This window comes from Hydrogenophaga sp. L310, assembly GCF_055703065.1.
The window spans coordinates 66,305-90,322 of sequence record NZ_JBVPZA010000014.1 but is presented as its reverse complement, the minus strand read 5'-3'; the positions used below and the strand labels follow the sequence as shown (position 1 = coordinate 90,322).

General features: G+C 65.9%; 25 protein-coding genes. 12 read left to right on the top strand and 13 right to left on the bottom strand.

Features of this window, described 5'->3' with window-relative positions; translation table 11 throughout:
* The first annotated feature begins 54 nt into the window (after window positions 1–54).
* The gene (locus AC0GNO_RS19770; RefSeq protein ID WP_472905194.1) at window positions 55–813 is read left to right on the top strand and encodes a sulfite exporter TauE/SafE family protein; all 759 of its coding nucleotides are present in this window, start codon (window positions 55–57) and stop codon (window positions 811–813) included.
* 12 nt (window positions 814–825) lie between these two features.
* Here AC0GNO_RS19770 and AC0GNO_RS19765 read toward each other — a convergent pair whose 3' ends face one another.
* The gene (locus AC0GNO_RS19765; RefSeq protein WP_177136891.1) at window positions 826–1,026 is read right to left on the bottom strand and encodes a hypothetical protein; all 201 of its coding nucleotides are present in this window, start codon (window positions 1,024–1,026) and stop codon (window positions 826–828) included.
* 12 nt (window positions 1,027–1,038) lie between these two features.
* The gene (locus tag AC0GNO_RS19760) at window positions 1,039–1,200 is read right to left on the bottom strand and encodes a hypothetical protein (RefSeq protein ID WP_472905193.1); all 162 of its coding nucleotides are present in this window, start codon (window positions 1,198–1,200) and stop codon (window positions 1,039–1,041) included.
* Window positions 1,201–1,539: 339 nt separating this feature from the next.
* Between AC0GNO_RS19760 and AC0GNO_RS19755 the strand changes: the two genes are divergently transcribed.
* Together AC0GNO_RS19755 and AC0GNO_RS19750 are read left to right on the top strand one after the other, a co-directional pair.
* Window positions 1,540–2,127, top strand: coding sequence for a hypothetical protein (locus tag AC0GNO_RS19755; RefSeq protein WP_472905192.1), 588 nt, complete (start codon window positions 1,540–1,542; stop codon window positions 2,125–2,127).
* The gene (locus AC0GNO_RS19750; protein WP_472905191.1) at window positions 2,124–3,536 is read left to right on the top strand and encodes a Tle-like phospholipase domain-containing protein; all 1,413 of its coding nucleotides are present in this window, start codon (window positions 2,124–2,126) and stop codon (window positions 3,534–3,536) included. Before AC0GNO_RS19755 ends, AC0GNO_RS19750 begins: the two co-directional genes overlap by 4 nt.
* A gap of 72 nt (window positions 3,537–3,608) precedes the next feature.
* Here the strand turns inward: AC0GNO_RS19750 and mrdA are convergent, their stop codons facing one another.
* The 4 genes from mrdA to AC0GNO_RS19730 are packed head-to-tail and all read right to left on the bottom strand — an operon-like array spanning window position 3,609 to window position 8,138.
* Window positions 3,609–5,588: a penicillin-binding protein 2 gene (mrdA, locus tag AC0GNO_RS19745; RefSeq protein ID WP_472888225.1), complete on the bottom strand. Its 1,980-nt coding sequence runs from the start codon at window positions 5,586–5,588 to the stop codon at window positions 3,609–3,611.
* Window positions 5,589–5,590: 2 nt separating this feature from the next.
* Window positions 5,591–6,121 carry a rod shape-determining protein MreD gene (gene mreD / locus AC0GNO_RS19740; RefSeq protein ID WP_472888224.1) on the bottom strand — a complete coding sequence of 177 codons (531 nt, stop codon included), beginning with the start codon at window positions 6,119–6,121 and terminating at the stop codon, window positions 5,591–5,593.
* Window positions 6,118–7,044, bottom strand: coding sequence for a rod shape-determining protein MreC (mreC, locus tag AC0GNO_RS19735; protein ID WP_472905190.1), 927 nt, complete (start codon window positions 7,042–7,044; stop codon window positions 6,118–6,120). The genes mreD and mreC overlap by 4 nt, the downstream gene beginning before the upstream one ends.
* A gap of 50 nt (window positions 7,045–7,094) precedes the next feature.
* Window positions 7,095–8,138 carry a rod shape-determining protein gene (locus tag AC0GNO_RS19730; protein WP_472888222.1) on the bottom strand — a complete coding sequence of 348 codons (1,044 nt, stop codon included), beginning with the start codon at window positions 8,136–8,138 and terminating at the stop codon, window positions 7,095–7,097.
* A gap of 267 nt (window positions 8,139–8,405) precedes the next feature.
* Here AC0GNO_RS19730 and gatC point away from each other — a divergent pair, with 267 nt between their 5' ends.
* From gatC to gatB, 3 genes are read left to right on the top strand one after another with little or no spacing between them, the layout of a single operon-like run.
* A complete protein-coding gene (gatC, locus tag AC0GNO_RS19725; protein WP_472888221.1) occupies window positions 8,406–8,705 on the top strand; it encodes an Asp-tRNA(Asn)/Glu-tRNA(Gln) amidotransferase subunit GatC in 300 nt (99 codons plus the stop codon).
* On the top strand, window positions 8,702–10,198 hold the full coding sequence (gatA, locus tag AC0GNO_RS19720; protein ID WP_472905189.1) for an Asp-tRNA(Asn)/Glu-tRNA(Gln) amidotransferase subunit GatA: 1,497 nt from the start codon (window positions 8,702–8,704) through the stop codon (window positions 10,196–10,198). The genes gatC and gatA overlap by 4 nt, the downstream gene beginning before the upstream one ends.
* 2 nt (window positions 10,199–10,200) lie before the next feature.
* Window positions 10,201–11,661 carry an Asp-tRNA(Asn)/Glu-tRNA(Gln) amidotransferase subunit GatB gene (gene gatB / locus AC0GNO_RS19715; protein ID WP_472905188.1) on the top strand — a complete coding sequence of 487 codons (1,461 nt, stop codon included), beginning with the start codon at window positions 10,201–10,203 and terminating at the stop codon, window positions 11,659–11,661.
* Between the two features lie 65 nt (window positions 11,662–11,726).
* On the opposite strand, the gene AC0GNO_RS19710 is transcribed toward gatB, so the two are convergent.
* On the bottom strand, window positions 11,727–12,359 hold the full coding sequence (locus tag AC0GNO_RS19710; protein ID WP_472905187.1) for a DUF4124 domain-containing protein: 633 nt from the start codon (window positions 12,357–12,359) through the stop codon (window positions 11,727–11,729).
* A gap of 42 nt (window positions 12,360–12,401) precedes the next feature.
* On the bottom strand, window positions 12,402–13,118 hold the full coding sequence (gene pyrE, locus AC0GNO_RS19705; protein ID WP_472905186.1) for an orotate phosphoribosyltransferase: 717 nt from the start codon (window positions 13,116–13,118) through the stop codon (window positions 12,402–12,404).
* Between pyrE and AC0GNO_RS19700 the strand changes: the two genes are divergently transcribed.
* Complete coding sequence (locus AC0GNO_RS19700; RefSeq protein ID WP_472905185.1) at window positions 13,117–13,920, top strand: exodeoxyribonuclease III; 804 nt, start codon at window positions 13,117–13,119, stop codon at window positions 13,918–13,920. The genes pyrE and AC0GNO_RS19700 overlap by 2 nt on opposite strands.
* 11 nt (window positions 13,921–13,931) lie before the next feature.
* Here the strand turns inward: AC0GNO_RS19700 and AC0GNO_RS19695 are convergent, their stop codons facing one another.
* On the bottom strand, window positions 13,932–14,270 hold the full coding sequence (locus AC0GNO_RS19695) for a chaperone modulator CbpM (protein ID WP_472905184.1): 339 nt from the start codon (window positions 14,268–14,270) through the stop codon (window positions 13,932–13,934).
* Window positions 14,267–15,178 carry a DnaJ C-terminal domain-containing protein gene (locus AC0GNO_RS19690; RefSeq protein WP_472905183.1) on the bottom strand — a complete coding sequence of 304 codons (912 nt, stop codon included), beginning with the start codon at window positions 15,176–15,178 and terminating at the stop codon, window positions 14,267–14,269. Before AC0GNO_RS19690 ends, AC0GNO_RS19695 begins: the two co-directional genes overlap by 4 nt.
* Before the next feature lie 474 nt (window positions 15,179–15,652).
* Here AC0GNO_RS19690 and AC0GNO_RS19685 point away from each other — a divergent pair, with 474 nt between their 5' ends.
* On the top strand, window positions 15,653–16,609 hold the full coding sequence (locus AC0GNO_RS19685) for a LysR family transcriptional regulator (protein WP_472905182.1): 957 nt from the start codon (window positions 15,653–15,655) through the stop codon (window positions 16,607–16,609).
* A 43-nt stretch (window positions 16,610–16,652) separates the two neighbouring features.
* Window positions 16,653–17,291, top strand: coding sequence for an MBL fold metallo-hydrolase (locus AC0GNO_RS19680; protein ID WP_472905181.1), 639 nt, complete (start codon window positions 16,653–16,655; stop codon window positions 17,289–17,291).
* 21 nt (window positions 17,292–17,312) lie between these two features.
* On the opposite strand, the gene AC0GNO_RS19675 is transcribed toward AC0GNO_RS19680, so the two are convergent.
* Window positions 17,313–17,549, bottom strand: a complete 237-nt coding sequence (locus tag AC0GNO_RS19675; RefSeq protein WP_472888214.1) for a hypothetical protein — start codon at window positions 17,547–17,549, stop codon at window positions 17,313–17,315.
* A 255-nt stretch (window positions 17,550–17,804) separates the two neighbouring features.
* Here AC0GNO_RS19675 and AC0GNO_RS19670 point away from each other — a divergent pair, with 255 nt between their 5' ends.
* Genes AC0GNO_RS19670 through AC0GNO_RS19660 form a run of 3 tightly spaced genes read left to right on the top strand, consistent with a single transcriptional unit; the run spans window position 17,805 to window position 20,709 of the window.
* Window positions 17,805–18,545: an endonuclease/exonuclease/phosphatase family protein gene (locus tag AC0GNO_RS19670; RefSeq protein WP_472905209.1), complete on the top strand. Its 741-nt coding sequence runs from the start codon at window positions 17,805–17,807 to the stop codon at window positions 18,543–18,545.
* The gene (gene clsB / locus AC0GNO_RS19665) at window positions 18,542–19,750 is read left to right on the top strand and encodes a cardiolipin synthase ClsB (protein ID WP_472905180.1); all 1,209 of its coding nucleotides are present in this window, start codon (window positions 18,542–18,544) and stop codon (window positions 19,748–19,750) included. The genes AC0GNO_RS19670 and clsB overlap by 4 nt, the downstream gene beginning before the upstream one ends.
* Window positions 19,747–20,709 (top strand): lysylphosphatidylglycerol synthase domain-containing protein, encoded by a 963-nt coding sequence (locus AC0GNO_RS19660; protein WP_472905179.1) that lies wholly within the window; start codon window positions 19,747–19,749, stop codon window positions 20,707–20,709. Before clsB ends, AC0GNO_RS19660 begins: the two co-directional genes overlap by 4 nt.
* On the opposite strand, the gene AC0GNO_RS19655 is transcribed toward AC0GNO_RS19660, so the two are convergent.
* Window positions 20,706–21,572: a M48 family metallopeptidase gene (locus AC0GNO_RS19655; protein WP_472905178.1), complete on the bottom strand. Its 867-nt coding sequence runs from the start codon at window positions 21,570–21,572 to the stop codon at window positions 20,706–20,708. The genes AC0GNO_RS19660 and AC0GNO_RS19655 overlap by 4 nt on opposite strands.
* A gap of 121 nt (window positions 21,573–21,693) precedes the next feature.
* Window positions 21,694–23,400 carry a group II intron reverse transcriptase/maturase gene (gene ltrA, locus AC0GNO_RS19650; RefSeq protein ID WP_472905177.1) on the bottom strand — a complete coding sequence of 569 codons (1,707 nt, stop codon included), beginning with the start codon at window positions 23,398–23,400 and terminating at the stop codon, window positions 21,694–21,696.
* Window positions 23,401–24,018: the final 618 nt, after the last annotated feature.

Sequence of the window (24,018 nt, the reverse complement as noted above, 5' to 3'; positions counted from 1 at the left end):
TGGTCCCCTCGGAGGGAAGCCGCGCAGCGGCGCAGGGGGGTGACAATCTCCCGCATGGAATTGTTGCTCGTCTCTCTTGCTTCGTTGTTCGCCGGTTTTGTCGATTCGATCGTCGGTGGCGGCGGGCTGATCCTGGTGCCGGCGTTGTTCGCGGTGTTTCCCAACACCCACCCGGCCACGTTGTTCGGCGTCAACAAAGGCGCGTCGATCTGGGGCACGGGGGTGGCCACGCTGCAGTACGCGCAGCGGGTGCAGATGCCCTGGCGTGCGCTGCTGCCGGCGGCGGCCGTGTGCTTCGTGGGCGCCATGCTGGGCGCCTGGACAGTGACGGTCATCTCGCCCGATTTCCTGCGCCGCGCGCTGCCGCTGGTGCTGCTCGGTGTGCTGGGCTACACCCTGGCCCGCAAGGACCTGGGCCGCCACCACACACCGCACTTCAGCGGCCGCCAGGAGGCGATGGCCGCCGCCACGCTGGGCGCCACCATCGGCTTCTACGACGGCTTCTTCGGCCCCGGCACTGGCAGCTTCTTTGTGTTCCTGTTCGTGCGCTGGCTGGGCTACGACTTCCTGCACGCCAGCGCCAGCGCCAAGCTGCTCAACACCACCTCCAACCTCGCGGCGCTGATGCTGTTCGCCTGGAAAGGCCACGTCTGGTGGCATTTCGCGCTGGTGATGGCCGTGGCCAACGTGGTGGGCAGCCTGCTCGGCACGCGGCTCGCGCTCAAGCACGGCAGCGGTTTCGTGCGCGGCGCCTTCATCGTGGTGGTCACGGCGCTGATCCTGAAGACCGGCTACGACGCCTGGGCACGGTAGGCCCCGGGGTCTTCAGACCTGCTGGCAGAGCTTGTGGGGCTGCTCCCAGCCCGAACCGTAGCGCGGCCAGTCGACCAGCACACCTTCATCGGTCTGGGCCACGACGCGGCCGTCAAGGCGGTCGATGCTGCCTTTGTTGAAGCGGTTGACGCGGGCCCCGGTGGTGAACCGGGGTGTTTCGATGTCGAACAGGGACTTGAGGAAATTCAGCATGGCATTTCTCACTCAGTAAGCACCCGAGCTGTTGTGCCCAAGATGGGCCTGGTCCCAACGGCGCTGCATGTCTTCCAGCTGAGAGAGGCTGGTTGCCGTGCCGAGGTAAGTCTCCAGCGTGTCGGATGTGTCGACGCTGGCGCGGTTGAAGAAGTCGCGGAGGGTGCGGGTCACGCGGGACCAGAGGGATGGGGTGGGGGTATTCATGATGTATCAGACTAGGGTTTACCCTAATTATAAAGATGTTCACCATGAAAGCCAATGTCATAAGTTATGCTAATTGAGCATGGGAAGCCACTCCCCAAGGTATGACGGGGGACCAGGGCTGCGTGAACACAGACGTTGTTCAACGCAGGTCATCACGGGTGCCGCCCCTGAACACAGGTAGACTGAGTGCAAAAGTTCTCAAAGGAGGTCCCCTTGTCGTTCAAACACCGACTGCCACTCGCCCTGTGCCTGAGCCTGACGCTGTGGGCCACGGGCTGCCAACCCCAACCCACCACGGAGCCCACGATGACACCCGATGTCCCAGCGAGTCCCGGCGCCGGCAAGAACGACAAGTCCGCGCAGCAGCACCTCTACCGCTTCAACCCCTCACCCAAGCAGGGCTACGAGCTCGTGCTGACCATCCAGGACGCGCCGGGGCCGTTCAAAAAAATGGGCTGGAGCGCGCTGTACCAGGCCAAGGGCTGCAACTACGTCGTCAACGACTTCGCTGGCGTGCGGGGGGAGCCGGAACACACGGTGGAGCTGCCCTTCACCGAGCGCCCCGATGGCAGCTTCGCCGCCACCGTCTATCTCGACGCCATGCTCGATGAGGATTATTACGGCAATGGGGTGTGCCGTTGGACGCTGACGAGCGTGGGGCCTTGGGTCATGGCGACGGGATCACCCGCAGAAACCTTGTTCGACACCGATCTGTCTCCCGAACAGCTGTTGGCGGAGCAGCCAGTGCAGTTGTTTTATTGGAAAGGCTACTACCCTCAAAGCAAGGTCGATGGATTCAAGACTTGGGGTAACAACACGCGGGAGCAATTTGCGCCGGAGGCCCGCGACAATCTCTTCTCGATGACGCTGATGCCGAAAAAGGTGCAGCCATGAGCATGAGCAGCCAGGACTACGCCGACTTGGCAATGGATTCGTACGCTAGGCGAGCGGTGACGCGCCGTGACGAGAAGCCCGAGACGATAGGTGGCCACAAATACAGGATTCTTGAGCATCACGACAACCCGCGTACCGGCTACCAGGGCACCATCTACCAGCGGGTGGACACCCACGAGATCGTCGTCGCCCACCGGGGCACCGAGTTCGACCGCGAAGCCCTGAAAGACGGGCTGCTGGCAGACGGTGGCATGGTGCTCAGCCGCTCCAACTTGCAGGCTTCCGATGCGATCGCGCTGACCCGCAAAGCGCTGCAACTTGCGCAAGAAAAAGCAACTGGAGAAGGCGGCATCGCACCCCCCGTCACCGTCACCGGCCACTCCCTCGGCGGCACGCTGGCGCAGGTGACGGCGCACCACTTCGATCTGCGCGGAGAAACCTTCAACGCTTACGGCGCCACCAGCCTGGGCCTGCGCATCCCGGCCGGGGGCCACTCGGTCACCAACCACGTCATGGCCGGCGATCTGGTCAGCGCCGCCAGCGCCCATTACGGCCAGGTCAAGGTACACGCCACGGCCCGGGAAATCCAGACCCTGGACGCCCATGGCTACGACAACAAGACCCACTGGAGCGATCCCCTGCGCGGTCGCGGCCCCATCCAGCTGGCCACCGGATTCACACCGCCCACCACCACGGCCGCCGCCATCGCCATGGCCGACAGCCACAAGATGCACCACTTCGCCAGCGTGGATGCCAACGGCCGACCCGACCGTTCCGTGCTGGAGGACCCGGCCACCGTGCAGCGTGCACAGGACAACGTCACGCGCATCGGCGAGTACCGGCGCGATGTGCAGGGCATGCGCGGCGTCATCACCGCCGTCGGCCGAGGGCCCGTGGGCAATGCACTGGATGCCGTGGACGCCTTGCGAGGCCCATTGCCGCCCGGTGAACCCGCCCGGCGCGAGCGCGAAGCCGATGTGCTGTCGGTCCAACCATCGTCTTCCGTGACTCGCCCCCGAGCCACTGGCCCGGCGCTCTCACGCGTCTCCCAGGCGCTGCTCAACGACAGCCAGCGCGAAGTGCGCCAACTCGCTGCTACCCACCACCTGCCCTGGGACCGGGGCCTGGACAACACGGTCTGCTCGCTGGCCTGCTGCGCGCGGGAAAGCGGCCTGAGCGGCATCAACCTGCTGCGGGTGAACAACGGCCAGATCCGGTTCGGCCAACACGAGCATGGCGTGCTCAAAGACGGCGTGCTCGACGCCCGGCAGGCGGCCAACACGCCGGCCGCCGACTCGCTGTCGCGGCTGGCCATGCTCGACCAGCAGGCGAGCCTGGAGCCCCGCAACGGGATGCAACCCGGCTGGATGCAGTCGTCTGTGCGCGAGCCACAGCTGCGGGCGATGTGAGTCTGTCCAGGCGGGCACGTCCCCGGAAGTCGATGTCGAGCCGGCGCTGCGCTTGCACCGGCCAGAGGGCCTCTACGGGGCCGTGGCGGGCGAGGTCAGCTGAGCTTCCGGGGGCCAGGGCATGCCGCTGGCCTTGAGCGGGGTGCCGATCGGGGCGGCCGCTTGACCCCGTTGCACCGCCTTGAGGTCTTCCGGATTCGGGTACTGGTCGAGCAGCAGGTAGTCGAACACGCGCCGCGCGATGGGCGCGGCGTGTGCGGCACCAAAACCCGCGTTCTCCACCACCACCGCCAGCGCCACCCGCGGCTCTTTCACCGGCGCGAACGCGATGTAGAGCGCGTGGTCACGCTGGTGTTCTTCGAGTTTTCGGGCGTCATAACGGTCTTTCTGGCCGATGGTCACGGCCTGCGCCGTGCCGGTCTTGCCGCCGCTCTCGTAGCCGGCACCGGCAAACACACGTGTTGATGTGCCCTCGGTGGTCACACTCTGCATGGCCCGCAGGATCACGTCGATGTTCTCCCGTTTGTAGCCCAGGTTGACCGGTGCGCTGCTCCCCAGGGGGTTGCGCTGCCGGGTCAACACGTTTTCCGTGGCGAGCGTGAGGTGCGGCGTGTGCCTGATACCGCCATTGGCCAGTGTGGCCATGGCGTGCGCGAGCTGCAGCATGGTGAAGTTGTTGTAGCCCTGGCCGATGCCCAGCGAGATGGTTTCGCCCGCGTACCAGCGCTGCTGCTCGGGCCGCTTGTAATTGCTGCGCTTCCAGGCCGTGCTGGGCAGCACGCCGCGCACCTCGCCCTTGAGGTCGAGGCCGGTGATCTGGCCAAAGCCCAGGGGCTTCATGAAATCGTGCATGGCGTCCACACCCATCTCATTGGCCAGCGAGTAGTAGTAGGTGTTGCTCGATTTGACGATGCTGCGGTGCATGTCCACAGCGCCCAGGCCGCCGTCGCCGTGGCTGCGGAAGCGGTGGTTGCCGAACATCCAGTAGCCGGGGTCGTTGATGACGGTGGTGGCGTTGCGGGTACCCGTCTCCAGCGCACCCAGCGCCATGAAGGGTTTGTAGGTGGAACCCGGCGGGTAGGTACCGCGCAGCGCCCGGTTGAGCAGGGGTTTTTCCAGCGATTCGTTGAGCGCCTTCCAGTTCTCGGTGTCGATGCCTTCGACGAACAGGTTGGGGTCGAAGGTGGGCTTGCTCACGAAGGCCAGGACCTCGCCATTGCGAGGGTCGATGGCCACCAGCGCGCCGCGGCGCTCGCCGAACATGTCTTCGACCAGCTTCTGCAGCTGGATGTCGATCGCCAGCACCACGGTGTTGCCCGGCGTGGCCGGCGTGTGGGCCAGCGAACGCACGGCGCGGCCACCGGCCGAAGTCTCCACGCGTTCAAAGCCGGTGATGCCATGCAGCTCGCGTTCGTAGCTCTGTTCGGCGCCGAGCTTGCCGATGTGTTCGGTGCCCCGGTAGTTGGCCTGCTCTTCGTCGGGCCATTCTTCAATGGCCTCCTTTTCGCGCTGGTTGATGCGGCCGATGTAACCGACCACGTGGCTGGCGACTTCGCCATGGGGGTAGCTGCGCAGCAGCCGCGCGCGCACCTCGACGCCGGGAAAGCGGTAGCGCTGCACCGTGAAGCGGGCCACCTCATCATCGGTCAGCCGGGTGCGGATCGGCAGCGAGTCGAAGCTGCGGGACTCTTCACGCAGCTTGCGGAAACGCCGCTTGTCCCGCGGCTGGATGTCCACCAGCTGGCCAAGTTCTTCGATCGTCGCATCGATGTCATCCACCTTGGAGGGCGTGATCTCCAGCGTGTAGGCCGAGTAGTTGGTGGCCAGCACACGCCCATGGCGGTCGATGATCTGGCCCCGGTTGGGCACCACCGGCAACACGGCGGTGCGGTTGCTCTCGGCTTGCGCAAGCAGGTCGTCATGGCGCATGACCTGCAGGTAGACCATGCGCGCGGCCAGCAGACCAAAGGCGACCAGCACCGCCAGTCCGGCCGCCAGCACGCGGGTGCGGAACCGGGCGAGGTCGGCTTCGACGTTGCGCAGCTCGGTCATGCTCACAGGGGTCTGTTGTCGTCAGGATTGGGCGCCCGCCGCTGAGGCGCCAGCAACGCCACGCTGACCACCGGCCACAGCGCCGCCTCCAGAACCGGGGCGAGGAAAAACGACCAGCCCGGAAACGCGCCACCCGCCACCATGCGCACCAGCAGTTCCAGCAGATGCGCGGCCATCAGCAGCGGCAGCACCTGGACCGCCTGGGTGGGCACACCGAACCAGAGCAGGCGCCGGTGCATGGAGACGGCCAGGAAGCCGAGCACGGTGTAGGCCAGCGCGTGCTGACCGAGCAGGGCGCCTTGCTGAACGTCCATGGTCAGGCCGAACACAAAGGCCACGCCCACGCCGATGCGCAGCGGCTGGTGCACGCTCCAGAACACCAGCGTGACCGCCAGCAAGTCGGGCACCCAGGCGGCACGCCCCCACAGGCCGGTGTTCATGAGCATGTTGAGCAGCAGCGCGCCGATCAGGCTGAACCAGATGAAGGCCGGGTTGGCGGGCAGCAGCAGTTGCTGGCCTGGACGCATGATCATGGTCGTGTGCTCCCGTTTCTGGGCTGCACGGCTGGGTGCGGAACCTGCAAGGGCGAAGGCGGCAGGTGTTCACCCACCGGCGCCAGCACCAGCACGTGCAGCGCCCCGTGCACCCGTGCCAGCGGCGTGCAGCTGATGCGGTTGAAGGCGGACTCGGCGCGCTGTCCCACGGCGTTCACCCGGGCCACCGGCAGGCCGGGCGGGTAGACGCCATCCACACCGCTGGTGGTGAGCAGATCGCCCTGGGTGATGTCCACGTTGGCCAGGGTGTAGCGCAGCTCCAGCGCATCGCCTTCGGGGCCGGGCTGTCCAAAAGCCACGCTGCGCACGCCGGTGCGGACATTGAGCACGGGAATGGCCTGGTCGCGGTCGATCAGCAGGGTGACTTCGGACACCAGCGGATAGATGCGGGTGACCTGGCCGAGCACGCCGCTGTCGTCGATCACCGGCGAGCCGAGCGCGATGCCGTGGGTCTGGCCGCGATCGATGACGATGCGGCGCGAGTAGGGGTCGGCCGCGTCGTACAGCACTTGGGCGCCCATGGACGGGGTGGTGATGCGTTCGCGCATGGCCAGCAGCTCGCGCAGGCGCTGGTTCTCCAGCGCCAGTTGCTCCACCTGCAGGGCCCGCTCGGACTGGGCGGCGAGTCGTTGCATCGCTGCGCCCTCACTTTGTTGTGCCTGGTGCAGACTGGTGAAATAGCTGCCCGCCTGGCCCACCGCCTGGACCGGTTGCAACACCAGCCACTGCAGGGGATACAACACCGTCGCCACGGCGCCGCGCACCGGCGCGGTGATGCGAAAACGCAGGTCGGCCACCATCAGGAACAAGGCCACGGCGCTGAACACCATGAGCTTGGACAGGGCCGAAGGCCCCTGCTTGAAAAAGGGGGGCGGGGTGCGGTCCAGGGTGCCCAGTGGCATGTCGGAAAAGGCTCGCGGTGGTGCGGTCAGGCCGGAAACCGGCGCGGGGCTTATTCGCTGGTGAAGATGGTGCCCAGGCGTTCCATGCGCTCCAGGGCCATGCCGCAGCCGCGCACCACGCAGGTCAGCGGCTCCTCGGCCACCAGCACCGGCAGGCCGGTTTCTTCGGCCAGCAGGCGGTCCAGGTCGCGCAGCAGCGCGCCACCGCCGGTGAGCATCATGCCGCGCTCGGCGATGTCGGCGCCCAGTTCGGGCGGCGTGTGTTCCAGCGCCATCTTGACGGCGGTGACGATGTTGTTCAGCGGATCGGTCAGGGCCTCGAGGATCTCGTTGCTGGAAATCGTGAAGCTGCGCGGCACGCCTTCACTCAGGTTGCGGCCCTTGACTTCCATTTCCTTGACTTCCGAGCCGGGGAAGGCCGAGCCGATGTTCTTCTTGATCGCTTCGGCGGTGGGCTCACCGATCAGCATGCCGTAGTTGCGGCGGATATAGGCAATGATGGCCTCATCGAAGCGGTCACCGCCCACGCGCACGCTGCCCTTGTAGACCATGCCGCCGAGCGAGATGACGCCCACTTCCGTGGTGCCGCCGCCAATGTCCACCACCATCGAACCGGATGCGTCAGACACCGGCAGGCCGGCGCCGATGGCCGCGGCCATGGGTTCTTCGATCAGGTAGACCTCGGAAGCGCCGGCGCCCAGCGCCGACTCGCGGATGGCGCGGCGCTCGACCTGGGTGGAGCCGCAAGGCACGCAGATGATGATGCGCGGGCTCGGCTTGAACATCGAGCGCGGATGCACCATCTTGATGAACTGCTTGAGCATCTGCTCGGTCACGGTGAAGTCGGCGATCACGCCGTCTTTCATCGGGCGGATGGCTTCGATGTTGCCTGGCACCTTGCCCAGCATGGCCTTGGCTTCCTTGCCCACCGCCTGGATCGTCTTCTTGCCCTGGGGGCCACCTTCGTGGCGGATCGAGACCACGGAGGGTTCGTCAAGAACAATGCCTTTGCCTCGTACGTAGATCAGGGTGTTGGCGGTGCCAAGGTCAATGGCGAGGTCGGTCGAAAACTGCCGACGGAAGGCTTCAAACATGGTGCAAAAATCCTGTGGGGCATGGCCGCCGCTTCGTGCGGCCATCGCCGGGTGTCTGTACGGGGCAGTCGGGGGCTATAAGTCTTTGATTCAGCGACAAAAACTGTTTCAGCACGGGATTTGCCGCTAAACCTTGGATAATACCGCATCCCCTGTGCATAACTTCGCCCATCAAGGGGCTAAATCTTCAATTTACACCCCGTTTCAGCGCACTTTTGGCGCCGATCCGGTGGTTTCTTTTTTCTTACACCGGAACCGAGTCCTGCCATGTCCCTGACCCTGTCCGACATCGGGCGCATCGCCAATCTGGCGCGCCTGGAGCTGTCCGATCCGCAGAGCGAGCGCATGCTCAGCCAGCTCAACGGCTTCTTCGACATCGTCGAGCAGATGAACGCGGTCGACACCACCGGCATTGAGCCGCTGGCCCACCCCACCGCCGTGATCGACCACGTGAGCCTGCGCCTGCGCCCGGACGTGGCCAGCGAACCCAACAACCGCGAAGCCAACCAGAAAAGCGCGCCCGCCGTCGAGCGCGGCCTGTTCCTCGTGCCCAAGGTGATTGAATGAGTTCGAAACAGATTCACGAGATGGGCGTGGCCGAGCTGGCCGGCGCTATTCGCCACAAGAAGACCTCCAGCGTCGAAGCCGCGCAGCACCTGCTGGCGCGCGCACAGCAGCACGCCGGCCTGGGCGCCTACCTCGCCTTCAATGAAGACGTGACCCTGGCGCAGGCCAGGGCCGCCGACGCCCGCATCGCCGCTGGCGAGCGCGGCCCGCTGCTCGGCGTGCCGCTGGCGCACAAGGACATCTTCGTCACCCAGGGCTTCCCCACCACCGCCGGCAGCAAGATGCTGGCCGGTTACCAGAGCCCGTTCGACGCCACCGTGGTGGGCCAGCTCGCCGCCGCCGGCGCCGTGACCCTGGGCAAGCTCAACTGCGACGAGTTCGCCATGGGCTCGGGCAACGACAACTCGGCCTACGCGCCGGTGCACAACCCCTGGGACACGGCCCGCGTGCCCGGCGGTTCCTCGGGCGGCTCGGCCGCTGCCGTGGCTGCGCGCCTGGTGCCCGCCGCCACCGGCACCGACACCGGTGGTTCGATCCGCCAGCCCGCCAGCTTCACCGGCATCACCGGCATCAAGCCCACGTACGGCCGCTGCTCGCGTTACGGCATGGTGGCCTTCGCCTCCAGCCTCGACCAGGCCGGTCCGATGGCGCGCAGCGCCGCCGACTGCGCCACGCTGCTCACCGCCATGGCCGGCCCCGACATCGACCGCGATTCCACCAGCCTGGACCACCCGGCCGAGGACTACACGCGCCTGCTGGGCCAGCCGCGCGAAGGCGCCAGCGCTGCTCAGCCGCTCAAGGGCTTGCGCATCGGCCTGCCGAAGGAGTTTTTCGGCGAAGGCTGCGCGCCCGACGTGCTGGCCGCCGTGCGCGCCGCGTTGTCCGAATACGAAAAGCTCGGCGCCACGCTGGTCGACATCTCGCTGCCGCGCACCGAGCTGTCCATCCCGGTCTACTACATCATCGCGCCGGCCGAAGCGTCGTCCAACCTCAGCCGCTTCGACGGCGTGAAGTTCGGTCACCGCGCCGCCCAGTTCGACGACCTGGCCGACATGTACAAGAAGTCGCGCAGCGAAGGCTTCGGGCCCGAGGTGCAGCGCCGCATCATGATCGGCACCTATGTGCTGAGCCACGGGTACTACGACGCCTACTACCTCAAGGCACAACAGATCCGCCGCCTGATCGCGCAGGACTTCCAGCAAGCCTTCACCCAGTGCGACGTGATCGCAGGCCCGGTGGCGCCCACGGTGGCCTGGAAGATCGGCGAGAAGAGCGACGACCCGGTCGCCAACTACCTGGCCGACATCTACACCCTGTCCACCTCGCTGGCCGGCCTGCCCGGCATGAGCGTGCCGGCCGGTTTCGGCTCAGCCCACATGCCGGTGGGCCTGCAACTGGTGGGCAACTATTTCAAGGAAGGCGAACTGCTGCAGACCGCGCACGCCTTCCAGCACGCCACCGACTGGCACCTGAAAACGCCGGAGGGCTACTGAACATGAGCGACAAGAAACAAGTTTCCCCGCTGGTGCAAGGTTACGAAGTCGTGATCGGCTTCGAGACCCACGCCCAGCTTGCGACCCAATCCAAGATCTTCAGCCGCGCGCCCACGGCGTTTGGCGCCGAGCCCAACACGCAGGCCTGCGCGGTGGACCTGGCCCTGCCGGGCACGTTGCCGGTGATGAACCGCGGTGCGGTGGAACACGCCATCCGCCTCGGCTTGGCGCTGGGTTCGCACATCGCCGAACAGAGCGTGTTCGCGCGCAAGAACTACTTCTACCCCGACCTGCCCAAGGGCTACCAGATCAGCCAGTTCGAGATCCCGGTGGTGCAGGGCGGCGAGGTGAGCTTCTTCCTCGGCGACGAGAAGAAGACGGTGCGCCTGGTGCGCGCGCATCTGGAAGAAGACGCCGGCAAGAGCCTGCACGAAGAGTTCCACGGCATGAGCGGCATCGATCTGAACCGCGCCGGTACGCCGCTGCTGGAGATCGTGACCGAGCCCGACATGCGTTCCAGCGCCGAGGCCGTGGCCTACGCGAAAGAGCTGCACAAGACCGTGACGTGGATCGGCATCTGCGACGGCAACATGCAGGAAGGTTCGTTCCGCTGCGATGCCAACGTCTCGGTGCGCAAGCCCGGCGGCGAGCTGGGCACGCGCCGCGAGATCAAGAACCTGAACTCGTTCAAGTTCATGCAGCAGGCGATCGACTACGAGGTGCGCTGGCAGATCGAGCAGATCGAAGACGGCCATGCGATCCAGCAGGCCACGGTGCTGTTCGACCCCGACACGGGCGAGACACGCGCCATGCGCACCAAAGAAGACGCGGCCGACTACCGTTATTTCCCCGATCCGGATCTGCCACCGCTGGTGATCGCTCGCGACTGGGTGGAGCAGGTGAAGGCCAACATGCCCGAACTGCCGCGCCAGATGGCCGAGCGCCTGGTGCAGACCTACGGCCTGCCCGAATACGACGCCACCACGCTCACGCAGAGCCCGGCGATGGCCGCCTACTTCGAGACCGCCGCCAAGGCCAGTGGCCAGGCCAAGATGGCCAGCAACTGGATCATGGGCGAGGTTTCGCGCCGCCTGAACAACGAAGAAAAAGATATTGCCCAGGTGCCCGTTGGTGCCGAGACGCTGGCCGCGCTGCTGAAGCGCATCGCCGACGGCACGGTGTCGAACAACGCAGCCAAGCAGGTGATGGACGCGCTGTGGAGCGGAGAGGGCAGCGATGTGGATGCTGTCATCGAAGCCAAGGGGCTCAAGCAGATGAACGACGCCGGCGCGCTGGAAAAAATCATCGATGAGGTGATGGCCGCCAACGCGGACAACGTGGCCCAGTTCCGCGCCGGCAAGGAAAAGGCGTTCAACGCGCTGGTCGGTCAGGTCATGAAGGCCAGCAAGGGCAAAGCCAACCCGCAGCAGGTCAACGACGTGCTGCGCCAGAAACTGCAATGAACGACACGGCCGCGGATCCGCGGTGGTTCAAGCTCCATCCTGCCGCCACGGTCGCGGTGAGGCGCTCAGCGCGATGACGTCGAAGTGCCGGCCTGGCCCCAGAGCTGGCGCAGTTTGACCAGCTCTTCGTCGAAGCGCGCGTTGACGCGCTGTTTTTCCTGGGTCTGCTCCACCACGAAGCGTTGCTGGACCACCACCTGATGTTCGTTGTCCTCCAGCTTGCGGCGCAGCCACAGCGGCGCTTTGCTCACATCGTTCTGGTAGAACTCCAGCTCGTCGCTGACCTCCTTGCGCTGATCGAGCAGGGTCTGGACGCGCTTGTTGACGGCGCTGATCACTTCGTCAATCTGGGCCAGCGCCTCGGTGCGTTCCCTGTCGTGCACCGCCTGGTTCGGGTAGCGGATCAGCAACGCCCGATCACGGCGCTTTTCTTCGGCAATTCGGGCCTGCAGGGCTTCTTCGGCCTTTTTCTGGGCCTCGATTCTGGCGCGCTCCTCGGCGGTGTAGCTGGGTGGTACCACCCGCTTGACCGTCCCGGAACTGGTGAGTTCGCGCTGCTCCCGGTCCAGGCACTCGGTGATCGGACGGTCCGATGTGATGCGCCGTCCCTTGCTGTCAATACAGGTGTAAATGCCTTTGCCTTGGGCAAGAGAAACCGTCGACACCGTCAGCAACACCCCACCCCATGTGATGGCCATTGGCAGAAGCAGCGGACGAAGGGAAACAGGCAAAGTGGGTCCTCAGGCAACGCCGTAGCGCTGGCGGTAGGCCAGCACCCGGTCGCGGTGGCTGGCAAGCTCGTCGCCAGTGTTCTGCCTCAGATACTGCAGCAAATCGGCCAAGGTCGCAATGGCACAGACCTGCAGGCCGAGCTGGTTCCGCACGTATTGCACCGCGCTGTGCTCCACGTCACGCTGCACGCCGTCGGCGCCGACCTCGGTGGCCTTCTCCTGGCGGTCCAGCGCAATCGCCACCGCGTGCGGCGTGGCGCCCGCGGCCTGGATCAGGGCGATGGATTCGCGCGCGGCGGTGCCGGCCGACATCACGTCATCGACGATCAGCACCCGGCCCTGGAGCGGCGCGCCCACCAGGGAGCCGCCCTCGCCGTGGTCTTTGGCTTCCTTGCGGTTGTAGGCAAAGGGCACGTTGCGCCCCAGCCGCGCCAACTCGATGGCGACCGCCGCACCGAGCGGAATGCCTTTGTAGGCGGGGCCAAAAATCATGTCGAACTGAATGCCGCTGTCCAGCAGGGCTTTTGCATAGAATTGCGCGAGCCGGCCGAGCTTGGCGCCGTCATCGAACAGACCGGCGTTGAAAAAATAAGGCGAGAGTCGCCCCGCCTTGGTCTTGAACTCGCCAAAACGCAGCACGCCCGAGTCCACGCAGAACTGCACGAAGTCCTGCGCCAGCGCGCCACCTTCAACGGCGTTTTTCGCCGCACCCGCTTCCAACGACATGGGGAAATCCTTGTTCAAACTGACCAGCCTCAACCTCAACGGCATCCGCTCCGCCAGCACCAAGGGGCTGGAAGCGTGGCTCGCCAAGCATGCGCCCGATTGTATTTGTGTGCAGGAAGTCAAGGCGCAGGCGCCCGACGTCAGTGGCCGCTTCGAGGCCCTCGCCGGACTCAAGGGCCATTTTCACTTCGCCGAGAAAAAGGGCTATTCCGGCGTGGCGGTGTACACGCGGCATGAGCCCAGCGACGTGGTGGTCGGCTTTGACGATGGCGAGTTCGATGCCGAGGGGCGCTATGTGGAACTGCGCTTCGACACGCCGAAACACAAACGATCAATCCTCAGCGTGTACTGCCCCAGCGGTTCGTCCGGTCCCGAACGGCAGGAAGCCAAATACCGCTTTCTCGACCTGTTCTACCCGCACCTGATGGCGCTCAAGGTCCAGCGCGACTTCATCATCTGCAGTGACGTCAACATCGCCCACCATAACGCCGACCTGAAGAACTGGCGCAGCAACCAGAAGAACAGCGGCTTCCTGCCCGAGGAGCGCGCCTGGATGACCCAGCTGCTGACCGACGGCGGCCTGGTCGACGTGTACCGCCGCCTGCAGCCCGACACCACCGACACCTGCTACACATGGTGGAGCAACCGCGGTCAGGCCTACGCGAACAACGTGGGGTGGCGGCTCGACTACCACCTGGCCACGCCGGCGCTGGCCGAACACGCGCGCACCGAAGCGATCTACAAGGCCGAGAAGTTCAGCGACCACGCGCCGCTCACGATCGAATACGACTTCACGCTCTGAGGCTCTCGGAGTCAGTGCCGCTTGGGCAACTGCGCCTGCAGCGAGCGCACCTGCTGCTCCAGCGTCTCGATGCGCTGGATGTGGTCCAGCAGCAGGGCCACGGCAAACAGGTCGAGGTCGAAGTCCAGTCGCAGCTTGCTGGCGGCGCGCATGCGCGTCACACAGTCGGCGCTGAACAGGCGCCGTTCCGCCTCGGACGGGCCGGTTGGCAGAGGCTGCAATGCGCCGTATTCCACCAGCTCGTCCACGTCGGCGGTGCTGATGCCGCAGACCCGCGCCAGCTCGGGCAGCGTGACACTCTGCACCTCGTCGAGCCAGACCCATTCAACGGCTTGCATGTTGGTGTTCATGGCGTGGCTCCTTGCGGTGTGGCGCGCGGGTGGAATGAAGAGTCCTTGGCGAGCGCTTCAAACAGCTCGCGTTCGCGCTCGGTGAGGGTGGCGGGCACGTCGATCAGCACCACGGCGTAGAGGTCGCCCGCGGCGCTGCGGCCGTTCGCCAGGCCGCGCCCGCGCAGCCGCAGCTTGCGGCCCGAGCGCGTACCGGGCGGCACGGTCAGCATCACCGGGCCGTCCAGCGTGGGCACCTCGGTCTCGGTGCCCAGCGCCGCTTCCCAGGGCGTGAGCATCAGGTCGAAATACAGGTCCTGGTGGTCGGTGCGGAAAATGCGGTGCGGCGCCAGCGTGATGTGCAGGTAGATGTCGCCATCGGCGCCGCCGTTCTGGCCCTTGCCGCCTTGGCCGCGCAACCGGAGCTTCTGGCCATCGCGCACACCGGGCGGCACGGTCACTTCCAGCGTGCGCTCCTGGCCACCGTCGTCGAGGCTCAGGTGCACGGCGCGTCCTCGGTGGGCGTCTTCCAGGCTGATGCGGATGGTGGTTTCCAGATCGCGCCCGTCCCGGGGCAGCGGGCCCTGGCGCGGATCGCGGCGGCCCCGGCCCATGGCGGCGAGCAGGTCTTCGAGGTCCATCTCGTCAAACGCCGAGCCGGCGGTGGCGTGGTCGCGGCCCCATTGCGGTGGCGGCGAAAACGGCTCGCCGGCAGGGTGCCTGCCCAGCTCGTCGTAGGCGGCGCGCTTCTCGGGGTCTTTCAGCGTCGCGTAGGCCTCGGCCACTTCCTTGAAGCGGGCCTCGGCCCCCGGCGCCCTGGACATGTCCGGGTGGTGCTCGCGGGCGAGCTTGCGGTAGGCCTTCTTGATGGCGTCGAGGTCCGCGTCACGCGGCACGCCCAGGGCGGCGTAATAGTCTTTGTACTTCATGCAGGACTCCCGGGGACACAGCTTGGTTCAGCTGAAAAAGCGGGTCTGTGCGCTGGCGCACCCTGGGTCTCAGCACGCCCCTTGCAGCTGGCTGAAGCGCTGCTGTCATTCGCTGCGATGACACCCCGGGTGGATTCTGCCGCTGCGCCGGTTCGCGCTGCCAGCAGCGTCTTCAGTTTGCCCGAAGCGATCAACCGACTCAAGTCAGTGCCTTCGTCGAACCGTCCAGCTCCGAGAGCGGAACCTCGGTGCCAGGGAGCCAAAGGCCCCGCACTTCCGGTAAGAAGTGCTTTTTGCCGGCATCGGGTGCCTGGTCGGCGGGTGTCTTCCGGCGGGTGGCTGGAAGAGATGGTCGGCAAAGTTGGTGAACGCATTAGAGTGGCGCCAGAATCATCTGTCCAATACCGATTTCGAGACTTGCCATCTTGAATCGAGATAATGGATGCCGTCCTGAGCCCTCACTCCTTGCATTCCATGGAACTCCGCCAATTGCGCTACTTTGTGGCCATCGCCGACAGCGGCAGCTTTTCCAAGGCGGCCGAACGGGTGTTTGTGGCCCAGTCGGCGCTCAGCCACCAGGTGGCCCAGCTCGAAGACGAGCTGGGTGCCAGCCTCTTTCACCGCTCCCGCCGCGGGGTAGAGCTGACCGATGCCGGGCAGCGCTTCTTCCCCCACGCGGTCTCGATCCTGCGGCAGGCCGAGGAGGCGCTGCACAGCGCGCGCCACACCGACGACGAGCCGCGTGGCAAGGTGGTGTTCGGCATCCCGCACAGCGCTTCCAACGCGCTGGCGCTGCTCCTGCTGCGCGAAGTCCACCAGCGCCTCCCCCGGATCGAGCTCGAACTGACCGAGGAACTCACGGGCAACCTCACGCGGCAGCTGCGCACCGGGCAGATCAACCTGGCCGTGCTGTTCGATGATGGCCACCTGGGCGGTTTCACCTGCCGGCGCCTGCTGAGCGAGCAGCTGTGCCTGATCGAGCCCGCCGAGCCCGGCGCCACCCCGGCCGCGACGGTCACGCTGGACCGGGCACTGGCGATGCCCCTGATCCTGCCGGCGAGTCCGCACGGCGTGCGCCCCCTCATCGAAGCGGCCGCGGCCCGGGCCGGCCTTGCGCCGCCCCAGGTGTTTGCCGACATCAGCTCCATCAGCATCCTGCGCACCACGCTGCTGGCGGGGCTGGGTCGCACCCTGTTGCCCGTCATGCCGCTGCGGCAGGAGATCGACACCGGCCTGCTGGTGGCGACGCCAGTGGTTGACCCGCCCCTGGAGCGGGTCCTGGTGCTCTGCGCTTCGGTTCACATCCCCTTGTCGTCGGCGTCCCAGGCCGTGGCCAGCCTGGTGGTGGCGCTGGTGCAGCGCCTCTGCACCGAGGGGCATTGGCCGGGTGGAACCTTGCTGCCAGGCGATGCCAGTTTTTCCGCGACCTGATTGATACAGTACCGCCAGTCCCTCAAAGCCGACCCCGAGACCCATGTTCCAGTACCTCACCGTTCCCGTCACGGCTTTTGCCCAGAACTGTTCCATCGTCTGGTGCGATGAAACCCTGGACGCCGCCATCATCGACCCGGGGGGTGACCTGGAGCGCCTGCTGGCCGAGGTGAAGCGCCTGGGCGTCACGCTCAAGGCCATCTGGCTCACCCACGCCCACATCGACCACGCCGGCGGCACGGCCGAACTCGCCGCCCAGCTGGATCTGCCGATCATCGGCCCGCACCCGGGCGACCAGTTCTGGATCGACGGCCTGCCGCAGCAGAGCGCCATGTTCGGTTTTCCGCCGGCGGGCCATTTCACGCCCACGCGCTGGCTGGCCGATGGCGACACGGTGCAGATCGGCCAGTGCACGCTCAACGTGCGCCACTGCCCCGGCCACACGCCGGGCCATGTGGTGTTTCACTCGCCGGAGGCGCAGCGCGCTTTCGTGGGCGATGTGCTGTTCGCCGGCAGCATCGGCCGCACCGATTTCCCGCAGGGCAACCACGCTCAGCTGATCAGCAGCATCCAGGAGCGTCTCTGGCCCATGGGCGACGAGACGGTGTTCATCCCCGGTCATGGACCGGAGAGCACTTTCGGCGAGGAGCGGCGCTTCAACCCTTATGTGAACGGGGGCTGAGCCGCCCGCCCGGACGCGGGCTCAAAGGCCGAGCAGTTTCTTGGCGTCGCCGAGCGCCTTCATGGACTCGTCGTGCTTGCCTTCCTTGTGCATTTTTTCGCCTTCCGCACGCAAGGACTTCACCTTCTCCATGTCGGACATGGACAGGCTCGGGTTGGTGCCGAGCTTGGCGTCGATCGCCTTCATTTCGGCGGGGCAGCTGTTGGCAAAAGCCACCGAACACCACAGCAAGGCGGACACGGTCACCAGGGTTTTCATGGTTGTCTCCTACGGGTGGGCGTCGGCAGGCGCCGACGGGCGGATGCTAGCCGCGTCGTGCCCGCACGTACAGTGTTTGCCCCTTTGGTCGTGGGGTGTTGGATGTCATGGCGCAGGCGCTGGTGCCCGCAAGGTCTTCGGGGTTGAAAACGTCTGTTCGATGACGCACAGTCGTGCGGTGCCCGACCGGCCAAGATGGAGCATGGCCTGGCCCTTCCGGGCCGCCCCCATTCACCCGTGCCCGAGAACATGAGCATCCTCCCGGCTTCGCGGTACCTGCGCGTGCTGACCGTCAACATCCACAAGGGCTACAGCGCCTTCAACCGCCGCTCCGTGCTGCACGGCCTGCGCGAGGCGGTGCGCGCGGTGGGCAGCGACCTGGTGTTCCTGCAGGAGGTCGAAGGCGGGTCCGGGACCGAGAGCGCGCAATACGAGTTCCTGGCCGACCAGATCTGGTCCGACCACGCCTACGGGCGCAACGCGGTGGCCGAGGGCCTGGACCACGGCAACGCGGTGCTCTCCCGTTTCCCGGTGCTGCACAGCGCCAACCACGACATCTCGCTGCCCGGCGTCGAGCCGCGCGGCCTGCTGCACTGCGTGCTGGCCATGCCCGACGGCCTGCCCGATCTGCAGGTGATGTGCGTGCACCTGGGGCTGAGGGAGTCGCACCGGCACCACCAGCTGGAGCGCCTGTGCGACACGGTGCAGCGTGAGGTGCCGGCCGACGCGCCGCTGATCGTCGCCGGCGACTTCAACGACTGGCGTTCGCGCGCCGACGCCAGCCTGAATCCCTGCGGGCTCACCGAGGTGTTCCGCCACCACCTGGGTGCGCACGCGCGCAGCTTTCCGGCGGGCTTTCCGCTGCTGCGGCTCGACCGCATCTACGTGCGCGGCGTGGCCGCGGCCACGCCGCTGCCGCTGCCGCTTCGGCCCTGGTCCCGGCTGTCCGACCACGCGCCGCTGGCCGCCGGCATCGATCTGCAGGAGGCGCCATGAACTCGCACTGGGTGCCGGGCAACCGCATCACGCTGCTGGAGAACGGCGAGGCCTATTTCCCGCGCGTGTTCGAAGCCATCGCCGCGGCCGAACACGAGGTGCTGCTCGAAACCTTCATCCTGTTCGACGACAAGGTCGGGCGCGAACTGCAGCAGGCGCTGCTGCGCGCGGCGGGGCGCGGCGCCGTGGTGCATGTGCTGGTCGATGGCTGGGGCTCGCCCGACCTGCCGCCGTCGTTCACGCAGCCGCTGCTCGATGCGGGCGTGCGGCTGCGCAGTTTCGAGCCGGCCCAGCGCCTGCTGGGCGCGCGCATCAACATGCTGCGGCGCATGCACCACAAGCTGGTGGTGGTGGACGGCCGGTGGGCCTTTGTCGGCGGCATCAACTACTCGCTGGACCACCTGGCCGAGTTCGGGCCGCTGGCCAAGCAGGATTACGCGGTCGAGGTCGAGGGCCCGCTGGTGGGTCAGATCCAGGCCTTCTGCCGCGCCAACCTGGACACGCCACAACCCGCGCGCCATGACTGGCTGCAGCGCTGGCGCGCGATCCGCACCTGGGGCGGCGCGCTGGAGGGCGTCGGCGACGGCGCGGTGGCCGCCTTCGTCACGCGCGACAACCGCGAGCACCGCACCGACATCGAGCGCCACTACCGCGTTGCGGTGCGCAGCGCGCACGAACGCGTGCTGATCGCCAACGCCTATTTTTTTCCAGGCTACCGGTTCCTGCGCGACCTGCGCCACGCGGCGCGCCGCGGCGTACGGGTCGACCTGATCCTGCAGGGCTGGCCCGACCAGCCCTGGGTGCAGAAGGCCTCGGCGCTGCTGTATGGCCACCTGATGCGCGCCGGGGTGAATGTCTACGAGTATCTTGAACGCCCGCTGCACGCCAAGGTGGCGGTGGTCGATGACCTGTGGGCCACTGTCGGATCGAGCAACCTCGACCCGACCAGCCTCAGCCTGAACCTGGAGGCCAACGTGGTGGTGCGCGACGCCGCGTTCGCCCTGCACTTGAGCGGGCGTCTTGATCAAATGATGCGGCACGGGTGCCAGCGCGTGCAGCTGCCGACACCAGGGCGGCTGCGCTCGGCCTGGATCGCGCTGCGCAGTCTGGTGGTGTTCCACGTCCTGCGCCGCTACCCGACCTGGGCCCGGCTCACCGGCATGAGCGCGCCGCAGGTGGTTCCCATGCGGACCGACTCGGCATGAAGCCCTGGGCCCGCACCACCTGGTCGTGGTTCAAGCGGGTGGCACCTTGGGCGCTGGCGGCGCTGGTGCTCACACTGGTGGTGCGGCAGGCCCGCACGGTGGACTGGCCCGCGGTCTGGCAGGCGCTGCAGCAGATGCCGCCTGGTCGGCTGGCGGCGGCGGCCGGCCTGGCGCTGCTCAGCCATGGCCTGTACGCCAGCTTCGACCTGATCGGGCGCCGGCTCACGGGCCACCGGCTGTCCACGCTGCGAACGCTCGGCACCGCCGCCATCAGCTACGCCTTCAACCTCAACGCCGGCGCGCTGGTGGGCGGCTTCGCCCTGCGGCTGCGGCTGTACACGCGCCGGGGTCTCTCCGCGTCCACGGTGGCGCAGATCATTGCGCACAGCATGGCGACCAACTGGCTGGGTTATTTGTGGGTGGGCGGTGCGGTGCTGCTGTGGGCGCCACCTCGCCTGAGCGCCGGCTGGGCGCTGCCGGACCCGGCCCTGCGCGCCATCGGGCTGGCGATGGTGCTGGCGGCGCTGGCCTACCCGGTGCTGTGCCACTTCACGGGCCCGCGTCGGCTGGCCTGGCGTGGCCGCTCGCTGACGTTGGCCAGCACCCCCATGGCGGTGTGGCAGATGGTGGCGGGTGGCGCGAGCTGGCTGCTGATCGGCGCCACCGTCTGGAGCCTGTTCGGGGGCCGCATCGACTATCCCACCGTGCTCGGTGCCCTGCTGCTGGCGGCGCTGGCCGGTGTGCTGACGCACGTGCCGGCGGGCCTGGGTGTGCTGGAAGCGGTGTTCGTGGCCACGCTCGGCTCGCGCCTGCCGGTGGCCGAGGTGCTCGCCACGGTGCTGGCCTACCGCGCCACCTACTACCTGTTGCCGCTGGCGCTGGCACTGCCCGCCTACGCGCTGAGCGAGGCGGCTGCGCGGCACCAGACCGTTGCGGCCGGGACGCCGGACCGGCACTAACCTCGTCGCGCCCGCTCGTACAGCGCCTGCACCTTGGGCACGTTCGCCTGCAGCTCCCGGATGCGGTTCGGTCCGTTCGGGTGGGTCGAGAGGAAGGCCGGGCCGCCACCCTTGTTGGCCGCCGCCATCTTCTGCCAGAGGCTCACGCTGGCCTGGGGCTGAAACGCGCCGCGGGCGGCCATTTCCAGGCCCACCAGATCGGCCTCGGTCTCATCTTCGCGGCTGAACTTGAGCGTGAGCAGTTGCGCGCTCAGGTCGGCGGCGACGGAGCCCAGGTTGCCCAGGCCCAGCAGCTCGGCGCCCAGGCGCAGGCCGAGGTTGGTGGCGCTGCTTTTGGCCAGGCGTTCCCGTGCGTGTTCGCGCAGCGCATGGGCCATTTCGTGGCCCATGATCATGGCGGCTTCGTCGTCGCTCAGCTTGAGCTGGCTCAGGATGCCGGTGTAGAAGGCGATCTTGCCGCCGGGCAGGCAGAAGGCGTTGATCTGGTCGCTGTGGATCAGGATCACCTCCCAGCGCCAGTCCCTGGCGCGCGGGTTCCAGGCGGCGGTGTGCGGAATGATGCGCTTGGCGATGGCGTGCAGCCGCCGGGTCTGCGGGTGGTTGGCGGGCAGCAGGGCGTTTTGCTGCTTCGCTTCCTGCACGGTCTGCACAAACTGCTGGCGGCCGGCCTGTTCGATCTGGTCGGCGGGCACGAGCTTGCGCAGGCTGGACGCTTTGCCCACATCGACCTGCGCCGCTGCGGGCCAGGCCGCCGCTGCCGCGCCCGCGAGCACGAAGGCGCGGCGCGCCTGCCAGGGGCCGCGCTGCGGAGCAGGGGCGGAAGGCGTCTTGAGGTCGCAGAGAAAACAGGAGGGTAGGGCCATAGCATTTCTACTATAGCCCCCCCTAAGAACCGTACGTGCGCCTTTCGACGCATACGGCTCACGCACAACCACTGGCTCGACGGGGTCAAGGGGTTGCATGACCCTCACCCATTTCGCCAGATTAAAGTCCCCGTGCTGGGACCGGCTTGGTGACCTCCAAACCTAGGGCGTGGACACGCCTGTGACACCAAGAATGCAGGAGCACTCGGTTGTTCAGACTGTGGGAGCCACCATATCGAATTTCTTCAATGTGGTGGTCTTCCAGTCCGCCGTCCTCGTACTCCAGGTCGGTGCCACACAACACGCATTTTCCGAACTGCGAGAGCCACAGTTCCAGCCTTTGGGCGTTCCAGATGCTTTGTTTCATCCGTTTCACCCTCAGACCTTCCCAGTACGACTCCCATACTGGATCGAAGGGGTTGTAGTCCCCCTTGATCTTCACATGGCGCACGATGGACGTGTCCGCCAAGTGGTACAGCTGTAGCTGTATCTCTTCCTTCCGCCGGTTGATGACCTTGGCGGCAAACTCCCAACGGGTGTCGAGATGACTCCAGTGGTACAGAAGCACTTTGCCTCTGCTCCATCGTGGGTGTCGCCGCATCCCCCATCGCATCAACCGCCAGAAAATCTGGCGGTCCAGCTTGGTGAACGTTTCCTTGGCCACCACCCCTTGGTGGTACCTTGCCCAGCCTTTGAGGACTGGGTTCAATTTCTGTATCAACTCGGCCTTAGGTCGGGCAAGGTTTTTTGCAATGACGTCCCTCACCTTGCCATAGAACGCTTGCACGTTTTTCCGGGTTGGTTTGATGAGCAGTGTGTCCGAGTATTTTCGGAAATTCCACCCCAGGAAATCAAAGCCATCGTTGATATGCACGATGCGCGTCTTCGCCATTTGCAGCTCCAGTCCCCGCTCTCGCAGGAAGGTTTCCACATACGGCTGGACCACAGCTTCCAGCAACTCTTTCGAGTCGCCGGTCACCACAAAGTCATCGGCGTACCTCACGAGATTCACCTTGGGATTGGGTGATTTCTTCGGTGTCTTGAGGCTCCTGATCAGCTTCTCCAAACCCCGTTCCAATCCGTCCAGTGTCAGGTTGGCCAGCAGCGGCGAGATGATCCCCCCCTGGGGTGTTCCCGCGTCTGTCGGCTGTAGCTGACTCTGTTCGACCACTCCGCAGCGCAACCACTGTTTGAGCACCCGCTTGTTCATGCGAACGTTGGCGAGCAACCAGTCGTGGTTGATGTTGTCAAAGAACCCCTTGATGTCCGCATCCAGCACCCATTTGGCCGAGGCCTTTTGGGATAGAGACACAAACAATTGCGAGCGTGCATCGTGTGTGCTTCGACCTTTTCTGAACCCGTAAGAGTTCGGATCGGCGTGGCACTCGGATGTAGGTTCCATTGCGAGCAAGAACAGGGCTTGCATCGCTCGGTCCAGCATGGTCGGTATCCCCAGTGGGCGCTTCTTTCCATCGCTCTTGGGTATCCAGACACGCCGCAACGGCTTGGCCCGATACCCATGCAGTGTCAATCGACTCACTGCTTCCCATTTCTTACTCGGCGTATCCCAGAGCTCGCGATCAACGCCACTTGTTCGCTTCCCTTGGTTTTCGGTCACTTTCCTGACGGCCAATGCCTTGGCCTGCCAGGATCGGATGAGATTTCTTTGAAGTCGTTTGACCCTTCGGAAATCCTTTTCCAGTTCCGCCTGCGCGATTTTCGCTTGCGCTTTTCCTACGAATGCTTGAACAGCCTTCCAGTCAATGGAATGCCACTCGCTGTATTCGTCACGGGGCGCAGCATCGAAGATTGCCTCGATGTTTTCCATACCATCCCCGGTTCGGTTAGGACCCGAAGGAAGGCACCCGTCCCCGAGGGCACGAGTGCCCTCCAGGGTCGGTTTAAAAGACGCTCACGGCTCGCGCCGTCGCACCTGTTGCAAGTCAGCAGGTTTTCACCTCAGGGTATGACCCCTATGCCGCCCATTACAGACGGCCGTTCGCTTTTTGCAACTTCCTCTGCCCGCTGCACCATGACCCTCCCTCCATTACGTTGTTTGGGTTTGCTGACCCCCGCAGGGGGTCAGCGATGCATCGGGTTTACCTCGTTTCCCAAGGTGCCCCGTCGGTCGGCAGACCGACAGATGGGGTTAGGGACTCACTTTCCGCCGAGCGCTCACGGGGAACGAGTTGAAGTCCATGACCTGCAACTCCCGAGCGCTATGCCTTTTGGCCTCAGCTCCCTCCTGTCGGAGGAGACAAGCGTTAGCTGAACTATTGTTACGACGGTTCAGACGTGAGTTCACATTACATTTCCCGTACCCTTTTCCTCATCATCTCTTCCCGGTCTTGCTTGGGGAATCGGACACGTTCGCACGTGGCCTGTGCACCTTGCGGTGCGGGATGTTTATCCACGGCTTCTCACCGACCAGTTACCCGGTTAGCTC